We start from the raw sequence: 12,697 nt of genomic DNA on the forward strand, positions 1-12,697 counted from the left end.
CTGATGGCCGGTTTTTTCAGGCCGCCTGCGCGGCCTGTGCCTGGCGCACCACCACCGCCAGACGCTTGAGCCCTTCATCGAGTCGTGCCGGATCGATGTGACTGAAGTTCAGGCGCAAGTGACCGGAATTGCGATCCGGCTCGGGGAAGAATGGTTCGCCCGGCATGAACGCCACATCGTTGGCCAGCGCGGTGTTCAGCAAGGTGCGGGTGTCCAGCGGTTGCTTCAGGGTCAGCCAGAAAAACAGCCCGCCCTGCGGCGTGTTCCAGTCCGCCAGATCGGCGAAATGGGTTTCCAGCGCCGCTTGAAAGGCGTCGCGGCGCTGACGGTAGAAGCCGCGCAATTCACTCAAGTGCTGTTGATATTTCTCACTGCCAATCCACTGCAATGCCTGCCACTGACCGATGCGGTTGGTGTGCAGATCCGCCGACTGCTTGAGCTTGAGCAGATGCGGGAAAAGGTCCGGGCTGGCAATCAGGTAGCCGACGCGCAGGCCTGGCAACAGGGTTTTCGACACGGTGCCGGTGTAGATCCAGCTGGACTTCTTCAGGCGTCCGGCAATCGGTCGGGCGCTGCCGCCGTCGAAGGTCAGTTCGCGATAAGGCTCGTCTTCGATCAGGGTCACGCCGAATTCGTCGAGCATTGCAGCGACGGCCTCGCGCTTGGCTTCGCTGTAGCGCACGGCGGATGGATTCTGGAAGGTCGGGATCAGATAGATGAACGCTGGGCGGTGTTGTTCGAGACGCTGACGTAATTGCGCGAGGTTCGGACCGTCAGCCTCCAGCGGCACGGTCAGGCAATCGGCGCCGAACAGCTGGAAGATCTGTAGGGCCGCCAGATAAGTCGGCGCTTCAAGCAGGATTTCGGTGCCCTTGTCGATGTACAGCTTGGCCGCCAGATCCAGGGTTTGCTGGGAACCACTGACCACCAGCACCTGGCTCGCCTCACACGGCAAACCTAGCGCCCTCGCCTCTGCCGCCAGCGCTTCGCGCAATGCCGGCTCGCCTTCGCTCATGCCGTACTGGCCGAGAGACAATGGCATGTCGGCCCATTCAACCTTTGGCAGCATGGCTTCAGCCGGCAAACCGCCAGCAAACGACATCACTTCCGGGCGCTGGGCCGCGGCAAGGATTTCACGGATCAGAGAACTTTTGAGGCGCGAGACACGTTCGGAAAAAGCCATGGAGGTCACCGCTAGCGAGGCATGGGAAAAATGAGTCAAACTTGTTGACTGAAATTACGACACCTCAGCCGGAAACGTCAACATGCTTGACCTTAAAAACTGCGCCAGCCAACAACAGGCCATGGAAGCCTTCTTCTTCGGTTATCAGGCGTTCACCGCCAAGGCCGACGAAATGCTCGAGCGTCGTGGCCTGTCCCGCGTGCATCAACGCATCGTTTTTTTCATTGCCCGCTACCCGAATCTGAGCGTCAAGGAATTGCTCGCGCTGCTCGGCGTCAGCAAGCAGGCGCTGAACATGCCGTTGCGACAATTGCAGGAAATGCACTTGGTGGACAGCGTGGCGTCCGAGACCGACAAGCGTAAACGCCTGCTGGAGCTGACCGTTGAAGGCGCAAAATTTGAACAGGCGCTGCGCCGCGAACAGGTGAAATTGCTCGAGCGGGTCTTTGCCGAAGCCGGCGAAACGGCGGTCAACGGCTGGCTGGCGGTCAATCTGGCGCTGGGCACCAATCGCCCAACCGAGTGATATAGCTCGATCACCAGACTTTTCGTCCACAAAACCAAAAACAATATTTGCTTTATTTGTACACAAAAGCATAATCCACAGCGTGCGAGTTCCTGACCGCATGGTCAACAAATTCGCGTATGCCTCAAAGGACCGCTGCCACCCCCTCATGGGTCCGGTCCTGGAAATAACAATAAAACTCTTGAGGAGTACTCGCTGTGGAAAGCCGCAAATCCGAAGCATCGACGCTGGAACTCTCGCCGCCCTTACGCACGGGCCTGCTTGAGCGCATCTTCAAACTCAGCTTGCATGGCACCACGGTGAAGACCGAGCTGATTGCCGGTCTGACAACCTTCATCACCATGGCCTACATCATTTTCGTCAACCCGAACATCATGGCCGATGCCGGGATCGATCACGGTGCAGCCTTCGTCGCCACCTGTATCGCCGCCGCGCTGGGCTGCCTGCTGATGGGCCTCTACGCCAACTGGCCGGTGGGCCTGGCGCCGGGCATGGGGCTCAACGCGTTCTTCACCTACACCGTGGTCGGCACCATGGGCTACAACTGGGAAACCGCCCTCGGTGCGGTGTTCGTCTCGGGCGTTCTGTTCATGATCCTGACCTTTTCGCGGATTCGCGAATGGCTGCTCAACAGCATTCCGGTCAGCCTGCGCTATGCGATGGGCGCCGGCGTGGGTCTGTTCCTCGGGCTGATCGGCCTGAAAACCGCCGGTATCGTTGTCGATAGCCCGGCCACCCTGATCAAGCTCGGATCGTTGCGTGAACCCGGCCCGCTGCTTGCCGCCATCTGCTTCCTGATGATCGCGATCCTCAGTTATCACAAAGTGTTCGGCGCAATCCTCATCAGCATTATTACCGTGACCCTGGCCGGCTGGGGCCTGGGCATCGTGCACTATGAAGGGATAATGTCCACCCCGCCGAGCCTGGCGCCGACCTTCATGGCCATGAATGTCGCCGGTGTATTCAACGTCAGCATGATCAGCGTGGTACTGGCCTTCCTTTTCGTGCACATGTTCGACACTGCCGGCACCCTGATGGGCGTCGCCCAGCGCGCCAATCTGGTGAACCCTGACGGCCGTATCGAAAATCTGTCCCGCGCCATGAAAGCCGACAGCGCCTCCAGCGTATTCGGCGCGGTCGTCGGCGTTCCGCCGGTCACCAGCTACGTGGAAAGTGCCGCCGGTGTAGCGGCTGGTGGTCGGACTGGTCTTACCGCAGTCACCGTGGGTGTGCTATTTATAGCCGCGATGTTCTTTGCACCGCTGGCCGGCATGATTCCCGCTTACGCAACCGCTGGCGCGCTGATTTACGTAGCGATGCTGATGATGGGCGGCATGGCACACATCGAATGGGACGAAGCGACCGACAGCATTCCGGCGATCGTCACCGCGATCATGATGCCGCTGACCTTCTCGGTCGCCGACGGTATCGCGCTGGGCTTCATTACCTATGTCGCGCTGAAGGCCGGCACCGGTAAATACAAAGAGATTTCCGTCAGCCTGTGGGTGCTCTGCGCGATCTTCATCGCCAAGTTCATCTTCCTGTAAGCGCTGCGCGGTTCACGCTTCAAAACAGCCTCACCCCACCGGGTGGGGCTTTTGCACATTCTTGATAACGATAAAAAGGAGCAAGTGATGAGTCTGGAAACCTGGCTGCTGTTCAGCGGCGCTGCGCTGGTAGTGATCCTGATTCCGGGGCCACTGTCGTTGCTGATGATCAGCAACAGTCTGAACTACGGTCTGCGTCGTTCGTACCCGGCGTTTCTTGGCGGCGTGTTCGCCTCGATCTGCCTGCTCAGCGCCTCGGCGCTGGGTTTGGGCGCCCTGCTGCTGGCGTCCGAGAAACTGTTCAGTGCCCTGAAAATCATCGGTGCGATCTACCTGTTCTACCTTGCCTGGCAGAGCTGGCAGCAATCGCGCCAGCCGTCGGTGGGTGCCGAAGTGCCTCAGGCTGCACCGGTTCCGAAGTTTCGCGCATTGTTCAGCCGGGCCTTCGTGCTGGGCGCGAGCAATCCGAAAGACATTTTGTTTTTCGCCGCGTTTCTGCCGCAGTTCCTCAGCGCCGAGCAACCATTCCTGCCGCAGCTGCTGGTGATGATCGCCACCTGGACGCTACTCGACCTGTTGTGCAAGTTGACCTACGGCCTCGGAGCCCATGGCGCGGCGCGTTATCTGCGTAGCGGCAAGGGGCAGAGCTGGTTCAACCGCATCAGCGCAGGACTCTTCGGGGGGGCTGGAGCAGCTTCACTGCTGAGCAGCCACTGATCCGATCAGACTGACCGCCATTTCCGGGTGAAGTGGCGGTAGTTGTCCACCTGGAAACGTCCGGCATCAACTGTTTCACCCGATAGACATATGTACCGCACGGCAACGTGCAGGCCTGAGGATCATTGAACGCTCCCGTCATCTGGACCCCGTGAGCACAACAATCCATGAGCCCGAAGAAACCGACCCGCCCCAGAACCCCGCCCACTTCAGATCAAGGCATCCCGATAGCCCGCGATACGTCGCCTGAAATAACCGTCAGGCAAGCGGCTCACATCGAACAGCCGCACCTCGATCAGACGACCGATCTCACCGGACCCGGCAATCTGCCGTCCGGCTCCTCGCCTGCGCACTTTCAGATCGCCGATCTGCCCCTCGGCACCCCTATCGCTCGCGTCACAAACGATCGCCCGATTGCCGGTTACTTTCTTCCACCACGCCTGGTGGACAGATTACCCCAGCCCGACTCGCTGACAGGATTTCGCAAGGCCGGGCCGTATACCTACGTCGACCTGGTCGACGGCGGAACGGTTTTGCTCGGCGCGGATTTACAAAGCAATATCAGAGCCCGAATGTCGAACGAACTCTGGGCTTCCGGCCCCCGACTCGAGCAGGTGGCAGGCACCCTGCAATGGCGCACGGTGGCCTCAAACGGTTCATCAACCATCGACGCTTCGCAACTTTTTATCACCCGCGTTCCCGCACCCGCTGACGAAGCGCACGCTACACCGCCCAAACGTCCTCGTATTGCGGGTGATGAACAGCAACCGACTGAACCCTCCAGCGCGAACCGCGCGATTGCCGACACAGAGCTGGATGCGCTGATCGATCCCTGGAAGACCTGGGGCATCATCGGCCAACCGGGCTCACCTGACGACATCAATATCAACGGATCCCGATACCGGACCCTGCCCCGCGGCCCCGCACACAACGATCCAATTGTTTACATCAAGCATCCGTATCACCTGATGTACGACTACGCCACGCTGGATCGGACACTGCGCACCGACTTCCTGCAGCAACCTCGCGGCGCCATTCGTGTTCCGCCTGCCCTGCATTGGGAAGTCGATCCGAGCCTGCCATTTCAGCGGCCGATGAAAGAAACCGTCGCCACCTATTTCCCCGATTTGTCGGACGTCACCCTGCACAATGTCGCCAAACGGCAATTCACACTCGCCAATGGCTCCGAGCTGGCAACGGGCAGCGGTCTGACGCTGTTGCGTCAAGCGTTCAATGACTGGAAAACCGGCACCGTCAACCCGCGTCCGGAGTTGATCGATCCGTTGCTGATGCTTGATTCACTGCCGCGATCCATAACGGAAGGCAACCAGAAGGTCGAGCTGCCCGTTGCCAACGTGAAAGCCGGTCTGCGTCGCCTGGACTTCGATCCGGCCCGGTTTCCAGAGGAATGGAGATACTTCATGCCGAGCCAGTCGGCGGTCGATATAAAACGCTTTGCGGCGGGGCTTCTGACCCGCAACGGCTACAGCGTTTTCGAACCGAGCCCTGCACAAAGCTTTGCGGCCGTTGTGTTCACACGGACAGGGCATGACTTCGTCTTTTTCCTCAGCCTGCATCGCGTCAGGGGACGCCAGATTCAGCAGCCTGCTAATCAGGATCCGAATGCCGCGAATATCAGGCTGATCGATCAGGTCGGTCCGGACGCCGCGCAAGCCGTGGAAGCGGCTCACCCGGCGAACAAGGTCGTCTGGCTCAGAGGGGGCGTGCAGACGCTCGCCCCTTATCCGGATACGTTTTTCATCATCAGGGATGATTACGCAAGGCTTTGATGCCTCACAGACCCGAGGATAAAAAAAAGCCCGCAGTGTGAGCGGGCGAAAGACCAAAGAAGCTATATGCGCAGTCGCTTCCCGGTGGGGGTAGCTGCTTGGGGGGTCAGCTGCCCCGGTAGGTGGAATAGCTGTAGGGCGAGATCAGCAACGGTACGTGGTAGTGATCCTGTTCGGCAGAAATGCCGAACCGCAGCACCACCACGTCCAGGAATGCCGGCTCCGGCAACTGGACGCCACGGGCGCGGTAGTAATCGCCGGCGTGGAACTGAACCTGATAGACACCGGTACGGTAGTCATCGCCTTGCAGCAGTGGCGCATCGACCCGGCCATCGCTGTTGGTAAGCGCACTGGCGACCAATTCCAGGTGCGAACCTTCAACGCGGTACAGCTCGACCTTGATCGAGCTGCCCGGGCAACCGTGTGCAGCGTCCAAAACGTGTGTTGTCAAACGTCCCATTGATTCTGCGCGCCTGCCTGCATGGAGCAGTCAGACTTCGCGCCTCCCGAAGTCAGTTGAAAAGGAGACCGCACCGTTTCGGAGCACGAAAAGCTGCGGCGAGCGATTGATTAAGACACTTTTCAAAAAAATTGTACACAATAAAAACGACATTTTTCCTCTCACCCCCGCCATCCTTCGATTTCCCGGTGATTCTCCCCATAACCTCGCATTCATTGAACCCCCAATCCATTAGCTGACTGGTCAGGCAGGTTTCTTGCAGGTTCACGCCATTAACAGCAAAAGATGACGGCCGGTGAAAAATGCGAAAATTCAGGCTTACAAATTGAGAATAAAGTTGTATACAATCAGCCCATCGCTGTGACGCCAGCCTGCCATCCAAACCTCAGGGCGCCACACAATCTGTCAACGAATAAGAAGGAAGACTGCAGTGAGCGCTGACTACCCACGCGACCTGATCGGTTACGGCAGTAACCCTCCTCACCCACACTGGCCGGGCAATGCCCGGATCGCCCTGTCGTTCGTACTCAATTACGAAGAAGGCGGCGAGCGCAACATCCTGCACGGCGACAAAGAATCGGAAGCCTTCCTCTCGGAAATGGTCGCGGCCCAGCCTCTGCAAGGCGCGCGTAACATGAGCATGGAATCGCTTTACGAGTATGGCAGCCGTGCCGGCGTCTGGCGGATCCTGAAACTGTTCAAGGAATTCGACATCCCGCTGACCATCTTCGCCGTGGCCATGGCCGCCCAGCGTCACCCGGACGTGATCCGCGCGATGGTCGAGGCCGGTCACGAGATCTGCAGCCACGGTTACCGCTGGATCGACTACCAGTACATGGACGAGGCGCAGGAACGCGAGCACATGCTCGAAGCGATCCGCATCCTCACCGAACTCACCGGCGAGCGCCCGCTGGGCTGGTACACCGGTCGCACCGGCCCGAACACCCGTCGCCTGGTGATGGAAGAAGGCGGTTTCCTCTACGACTGCGACACCTACGACGACGACCTGCCCTACTGGGAACCGAACAACCCGACCGGCAAGCCGCACCTGGTGATCCCGTACACCCTGGACACCAACGACATGCGCTTCACCCAGGTCCAGGGTTTCAACAAGGGTGACGATTTCTTCGAATACCTCAAGGATGCGTTCGACGTGCTGTATGCCGAAGGCGCCGAAGCACCGAAGATGCTGTCGATCGGTCTGCACTGCCGCCTGATCGGCCGTCCGGCGCGCCTGGCGTCGCTCAAGCGCTTTATCGAATACGCTAAAAGTCATGAACAGGTGTGGTTCAGCCGCCGCGTCGACATCGCGCGTCACTGGCACGAAACCCACCCGTACCAAGGGGCTGCCAAATGAGCACCTTTCAAACCCTGCAACCGTCGACTCTGAGCCGCGACGCCTTCGTCAAAGCTTTCGCCGACATCTACGAACATTCGCCATGGGTGGCCGAGAAGGCCTTCGACCTGGGCCAGGACGCATCGATCGACCAGATCGAAACCCTGCACCAGCGCATGAGCGACATCCTGTTGAGCGCCGATCACGAAAGCCAACTGGCACTGATCAACGCTCACCCGGACCTGGCCGGCAAAGCTGCCGTCCAGGGCGAGTTGACCGAAGCCAGCACCCATGAACAGGCTGGCGCCGGTATTCACCAATGCACGGCCGAAGAGTTCCAGCGCTTCACCGAGCTGAACGACGCCTACAAGGCCAAGTTCAAGTTTCCCTTCATCATGGCGGTAAAAGGCAGCAACCGGCATCAGATCCTCGCGGCGTTCGAAACGCGCATTCACAACCCGGTCGACACCGAGTTCAAATGCGCGCTGGCGGAGATCAACAAGATTGCCCTGTTCCGTTTACTGACTCTCTAGCGAAGCCTGGCCCGAGTGCATCAAACGCGGAGAGCACCCAGGGCCCTGCAAGCATCCCAAGCCACTTATTTAAAGGCAGACAAGAAGAATGAAAGCTTACGCCGTACCTTTCGAGAAGTTCGTCAACCTGGCCGATGCCCGTCTGGGCACCAAAATCATCTCGGTCACCGATGACTGGTTCGCAGACGCCAATCGTCTGTTTCAGCCGACCCCGGCCGTGTGGAAGGAGGGCGTGTTCGATGACAACGGCAAGTGGATGGACGGCTGGGAGTCCCGCCGCAAGCGCTTCGAAGGCTACGACAGCGCGGTAATTCGCCTGGGCGTACCGGGTTCGATCAAAGGCGTGGACATCGACACTTCATTCTTCACCGGCAACTTCCCGCCATCGGCCTCGCTGGAAGCCTGCTTCCTGGCGTCGGGCGAGCCGGACGAAAACACTCAGTGGACTGAAGTGCTGTCGGCCGTCGAGCTGCAGGGCAACAGCCACCACTACCACGAAATCAGCAACGACAAGGCCTTCAGCCACCTGCGCTTCAACATCTACCCGGATGGCGGCGTGGCCCGTCTGCGCGTGTACGGCATTCCGTTCCGCGACTGGTCGGCAGTTGGCGACAACGAGCAAGTCGACCTGGCCGCAGCCCTCAACGGTGGCCGCGCCCTCGCCTGCTCCGACGAACATTTCGGCCGCATGAGCAACATCCTCAACCCGGGCCGTGGCATCAACATGGGCGATGGCTGGGAAACCGCACGTCGTCGCACGCCGGGCAATGACTGGGTGATCGTCGCGCTGGGCCACCCGGGCGAGATCGAAAAAATCATCGTCGACACCCTGCACTTCAAGGGCAACTACCCGGACACCTGCTCGATCCAGGGCGCGTTCGTCAAGGGCGGCACCGACAGCCAGATCGAAACCCAGTCGCTGTTCTGGCGCGAACTGCTGCCAAGCCAGAAGCTGGAAATGCACGCCGAACACACCTTCGTCGAGCAAATCAAGGCACTGGGCCCGATCACCCACATCCGTCTGAACGTGTTCCCGGATGGTGGTGTCAGCCGCCTGCGCGTTCTCGGCAAGGTCGCTAAATAAGCGCTGAACCCGATCGCGGGCAAGCCCGCTCCCACAGGGGACTGTGGTGTACACAAAACCTGTGGGAGCTGGCTTGCCAGCGATGACGATAGAACCAACAACACAGAATTCGGAAAAGAACAGCATGCGCACACTGACGATTGAACCGCTGACCAAAGAAGCCTTCGCCCCTTTCGGTGACGTGATCGAAACCGACGGCAGCGATCACTTCATGATCAACAACGGTTCGACCATGCGCTTCCACAAACTGGCGACGGTCGAAACCGCGACGCCTGAGGACAACGCGATCATCAGCATCTTCCGCGCCGACGCGCAGGACATGCCGCTGACCGTCAGCATGCTGGAACGCCATCCGCTGGGCAGCCAGGCTTTTATTCCGCTGCTCGGCAACCCCTTTCTGATCGTGGTCGCGCCACTTGGCGATGTACCTGTATCAGGCTTGGTCCGCGCCTTCGTCACCAACGGCAGGCAGGGCATTAATTACCATCGCGGCGTCTGGCACCACCCGGTGCTGACGATCGAAAAGCGGGATGACTTCCTGGTGGTTGATCGCAGTGGCACAGGCAATAACTGCGATGAGCATTTTTTCAAAGAGGATGAGCGTTTGATCCTCGCCCCCCACCAATAAGAGAAGGTCTGATCACTCGACAACAAGAGTGACAGGCGAGAGGTAAAGACTGTGGAAGCACATCTGTTGGAATGGCTGAACCTGAGCGTGCGCTGGGTTCACATGATCACTGGCGTGGCCTGGATCGGCGCGTCGTTCTACTTCGTCTGGCTGGAGAACAACCTCAACCGCGTCAATCCGAAAACCGGTCTTGCCGGTGATCTGTGGGCGATCCACGGCGGCGGTATCTATCACCTGGAAAAATACAAACTGGCCCCTCCGTCGATGCCGGAGAACCTGCACTGGTTCAAATGGGAAGCCTACTTCACCTGGATGTCGGGGATCGCGCTGCTGTGCGTGGTGTTCTACTCCAACCCCGTGCTCTACCTCGTGGCACCCGGCAGCGGCCTGACCGGCCCTGAAGGCGTGGCCATCGGCATCGGTTCGCTGATCGCCGGCTGGTTCATCTACGACTTCCTCTGCGATTCGCCCCTCGGCAAAAAACCTGCCCTGCTCGGCTTCATCCTGTTCGTGCTGATCATCGGCGCGGCGTATGGCTTCAGCAAGGTGTTCAGCGGTCGCGGTGCCTACCTGCACGTCGGCGCGATCATCGGCACCATCATGGTCGGCAACGTGTTCCGCATCATCATGCCGGCGCAGCGCGCACTGGTGGCCGCGATCGCCGAGAACCGCACGCCGGATCCGGCGCTGCCGGCCAAAGGCCTGCTGCGTTCGCGTCACAACAACTACTTCACCCTGCCGGTGCTGTTCATCATGATCAGCAACCACTTCCCGAGCACGTACGGCAGCCAGTACAACTGGCTGATCCTGGCCGGGATTGCAGTGTTGGCGGTGTTGGTGCGTCACTACTTCAACACCCGTCACGACAGCCACAAGTTTGCCTGGACCCTGCCGGTGGCAGCGGTGGGCATGATCAGTCTGGCGTACGTCACCGGCCCGGCGCCGATGTCGACCGCTCCGGACGTGGCCAAGGCCCCTGCGAAAATCGAGTACCAGCCGCTGCCGGAAACGGCTTTGGGTGGTGGAGCGAAACCGGCTGAAGCAGCACAACCAGCCGCCCCTGCCGCACCAGCCGCTCCGGCCCAGGCGTCCAACGCCGGCCCTGCGTTCGACAAGGTGCACAACGTGATCCAGGAACGCTGCGCGGTCTGCCACTCGGCCAAACCGACCAGCCCGCTGTTCAGCGCTGCCCCGGCCGGTGTGATGTTCGACACCCCCGAGCAGATCCGCCAGAACGCGGCACGGATCCAGGCGCAAGCCATCACCACGCAGATCATGCCACTGGGCAACATCACGCAGATGACCCAGCAGGAACGTGACCTGATCGGTGCATGGATCGCCCAGGGAGCCCAGACCAATTAAGCAGTAAAAGCATCGCTGGCAAGCCAGCTCCCACAGGGTTTTGCACTGCCTGTGTGGGAGCTGGCTTGCCAGCGATTAGCCGCAACGCGGTTTACCCGATGCAAAAGAACAGCGGTGAGCAACCCGGCCGCTGTTCATCACAAGAATAAAAAAGATCCGAGGTGTTGCATGTCCGAGCTGTCCAAAGCGCGCATCCCCGACGCACCCGCCATTCAGCGTTTGCCCCTTTTGCAACTGATCCTGGTCGGTCTGCAACATGTTCTGCTGATGTACGGCGGCGCCATCGCGGTACCGCTGATCATCGGACAGGCCGCTGGCCTGAGTCGTGAAGAAATCGCTTTCCTGATCAACGCCGACCTACTGGTCGCCGGCATCGCCACCATCGTGCAGTCCTTGGGGATCGGCCCGATGGGCATTCGCATGCCGGTGATGATGGGCGCCAGTTTCGCCGCCGTCGGCAGCATGGTCGCCATGGCCGGCATGCCCGGCATCGGTCTGCAGGGAATCTTCGGCGCCACCATCGCCGCCGGGTTCTTCGGCATGATCATCGCGCCGTTCATGTCCAAGGTCGTACGCTTCTTCCCGCCTCTGGTGACCGGCACGGTCATCACCTCGATCGGTTTGTCGTTGTTCCCCGTGGCCGTGAACTGGGCCGGTGGCGGTGCTGGCGCCGCTCAATTCGGTTCACCGATTTACCTGGCCATCGCCGCACTGGTGCTGGCCACCATTCTGTTGATCCACCGCTTCATGCGTGGTTTCTGGGTCAACATTTCCGTGCTGATCGGCATGTGCCTGGGCTACGTGCTCTGCGGCGCCATCGGCATGGTCGACCTGAGCGGCATGGCCAATGCGCCGTGGCTTCAGTTCGTCACCCCGCTGCATTTCGGCCTGCCGAAGTTCGAACTGGCACCGATCCTGTCGATGTGCCTGGTGGTGGTGATCATCTTCGTCGAGTCCACCGGGATGTTCCTCGCACTGGGCAAGATCACCGGCCAGGAAGTCTGCCCGCGCATGCTGCGTCGCGGCCTGCTGTGTGATGCCGGCGCGTCGTTCTTCGCCGGATTCTTCAACACCTTCACCCACTCTTCTTTCGCGCAGAACATCGGCCTGGTGCAGATGACCGGTGTGCGCTGCCGGTCGGTGACCATCGTCGCCGGCGGTTTGCTGATTGTCCTGAGCCTTCTGCCGAAAGCGGCGTTCCTGGTGGCATCGATTCCACCGGCGGTGCTCGGCGGCGCAGCGATTGCGATGTTCGGCATGGTCGCGGCCACCGGCATCAAGATTCTGCAAGAGGCCGACATCGGCGACCGTCGCAACCAATTGCTGGTAGCCGTCAGCATCGGCATGGGCCTGATCCCGGTGGTGCGTCCGGAATTTTTCGCCCACCTGCCGTTGTGGATGAGCCCGATCACCCACAGCGGGATCGCCATGGCCACCCTCAGCGCGCTGACGCTGAACCTGTTGTTCAACATCCTCGGCGGCGCCGAACGCGCCGCGATCAACGACTGCCACGCACACCCGCACTGATCCG

At 60.1% G+C, this 12,697-nt stretch carries 12 protein-coding genes; 10 read left to right on the plus strand and 2 right to left on the minus strand.

From position 1 onward, the window contains the following. Positions 1-16: 16 nt before the first annotated feature. On the minus strand, positions 17-1,183 hold the full coding sequence (locus QLG12_RS11220; RefSeq protein WP_236195169.1) for a PLP-dependent aminotransferase family protein: 1,167 nt from the start codon (positions 1,181-1,183) through the stop codon (positions 17-19). Positions 1,184-1,265: 82 nt separating this feature from the next. Between QLG12_RS11220 and QLG12_RS11225 the strand changes: the two genes are divergently transcribed. The 4 genes from QLG12_RS11225 to QLG12_RS11240 all read left to right on the plus strand — a co-directional run bounded on the left by QLG12_RS11225 (position 1,266) and on the right by QLG12_RS11240 (position 5,763). Further along, entirely contained in the window at positions 1,266-1,709 is a 444-nt protein-coding gene (locus QLG12_RS11225) for a MarR family transcriptional regulator (RefSeq protein WP_134023248.1), read from the plus strand. Positions 1,710-1,906: 197 nt separating this feature from the next. Next, positions 1,907-3,256 carry an NCS2 family permease gene (locus tag QLG12_RS11230; RefSeq protein WP_011333198.1) on the plus strand — a complete coding sequence of 450 codons (1,350 nt, stop codon included), beginning with the start codon at positions 1,907-1,909 and terminating at the stop codon, positions 3,254-3,256. 87 nt (positions 3,257-3,343) lie between these two features. Further along, the gene (locus QLG12_RS11235) at positions 3,344-3,973 is read left to right on the plus strand and encodes a LysE family translocator (RefSeq protein ID WP_064378713.1); all 630 of its coding nucleotides are present in this window, start codon (positions 3,344-3,346) and stop codon (positions 3,971-3,973) included. A gap of 167 nt (positions 3,974-4,140) precedes the next feature. Then, on the plus strand, positions 4,141-5,763 hold the full coding sequence (locus tag QLG12_RS11240) for a hypothetical protein (RefSeq protein WP_282474510.1): 1,623 nt from the start codon (positions 4,141-4,143) through the stop codon (positions 5,761-5,763). 106 nt (positions 5,764-5,869) lie between these two features. On the opposite strand, the gene uraH is transcribed toward QLG12_RS11240, so the two are convergent. Further along, positions 5,870-6,223 carry a hydroxyisourate hydrolase gene (gene uraH / locus QLG12_RS11245; protein ID WP_011333195.1) on the minus strand — a complete coding sequence of 118 codons (354 nt, stop codon included), beginning with the start codon at positions 6,221-6,223 and terminating at the stop codon, positions 5,870-5,872. 430 nt (positions 6,224-6,653) lie between these two features. Here uraH and puuE point away from each other — a divergent pair, with 430 nt between their 5' ends. The 6 genes from puuE (at position 6,654) to QLG12_RS11275 (ending at position 12,693) form a co-directional block, all read left to right on the plus strand. Continuing rightward, a complete protein-coding gene (gene puuE, locus QLG12_RS11250) occupies positions 6,654-7,580 on the plus strand; it encodes an allantoinase PuuE (protein ID WP_039769896.1) in 927 nt (308 codons plus the stop codon). Beyond that, entirely contained in the window at positions 7,577-8,092 is a 516-nt protein-coding gene (uraD, locus tag QLG12_RS11255; protein ID WP_282474511.1) for a 2-oxo-4-hydroxy-4-carboxy-5-ureidoimidazoline decarboxylase, read from the plus strand. The genes puuE and uraD overlap by 4 nt, the downstream gene beginning before the upstream one ends. A gap of 88 nt (positions 8,093-8,180) precedes the next feature. Further along, a complete protein-coding gene (gene alc / locus QLG12_RS11260) occupies positions 8,181-9,176 on the plus strand; it encodes an allantoicase (protein ID WP_007960036.1) in 996 nt (331 codons plus the stop codon). Between the two features lie 124 nt (positions 9,177-9,300). Beyond that, the gene (locus tag QLG12_RS11265; RefSeq protein WP_027613342.1) at positions 9,301-9,804 is read left to right on the plus strand and encodes an ureidoglycolate lyase; all 504 of its coding nucleotides are present in this window, start codon (positions 9,301-9,303) and stop codon (positions 9,802-9,804) included. A gap of 51 nt (positions 9,805-9,855) precedes the next feature. Beyond that, on the plus strand, positions 9,856-11,166 hold the full coding sequence (locus QLG12_RS11270; RefSeq protein ID WP_197869557.1) for a urate hydroxylase PuuD: 1,311 nt from the start codon (positions 9,856-9,858) through the stop codon (positions 11,164-11,166). Positions 11,167-11,334: 168 nt separating this feature from the next. Continuing rightward, positions 11,335-12,693 carry a nucleobase:cation symporter-2 family protein gene (locus QLG12_RS11275; protein ID WP_197869558.1) on the plus strand — a complete coding sequence of 453 codons (1,359 nt, stop codon included), beginning with the start codon at positions 11,335-11,337 and terminating at the stop codon, positions 12,691-12,693. Positions 12,694-12,697 lie beyond the last annotated feature (4 nt).

Source organism: Pseudomonas sp. V88_4, assembly GCF_029967985.1.
In the GTDB taxonomy this organism is placed as follows: domain Bacteria; phylum Pseudomonadota; class Gammaproteobacteria; order Pseudomonadales; family Pseudomonadaceae; genus Aquipseudomonas; species Aquipseudomonas glycinae.

Excerpts from the sequence above, each read along its gene's own strand:
- QLG12_RS11265 (WP_027613342.1), top strand. The coding sequence starts at position 9,301 with ATGCGCACACTGACGATTGAACCGCTGACCAAAGAAGCCTTCGCCCCT.
- uraH (WP_011333195.1), bottom strand. The coding sequence starts at position 6,223 with ATGGGACGTTTGACAACACACGTTTTGGACGCTGCACACGGTTGCCCG.
- QLG12_RS11275 (WP_197869558.1), top strand. The coding sequence starts at position 11,335 with ATGTCCGAGCTGTCCAAAGCGCGCATCCCCGACGCACCCGCCATTCAG.
- uraD (WP_282474511.1), top strand. The coding sequence starts at position 7,577 with ATGAGCACCTTTCAAACCCTGCAACCGTCGACTCTGAGCCGCGACGCC.
- alc (WP_007960036.1), top strand. The coding sequence starts at position 8,181 with ATGAAAGCTTACGCCGTACCTTTCGAGAAGTTCGTCAACCTGGCCGAT.
- QLG12_RS11240 (WP_282474510.1), top strand. The coding sequence starts at position 4,141 with ATGAGCCCGAAGAAACCGACCCGCCCCAGAACCCCGCCCACTTCAGAT.
- QLG12_RS11225 (WP_134023248.1), top strand. The coding sequence starts at position 1,266 with ATGCTTGACCTTAAAAACTGCGCCAGCCAACAACAGGCCATGGAAGCC.
- QLG12_RS11235 (WP_064378713.1), top strand. The coding sequence starts at position 3,344 with ATGAGTCTGGAAACCTGGCTGCTGTTCAGCGGCGCTGCGCTGGTAGTG.
- QLG12_RS11220 (WP_236195169.1), bottom strand. The coding sequence starts at position 1,183 with ATGGCTTTTTCCGAACGTGTCTCGCGCCTCAAAAGTTCTCTGATCCGT.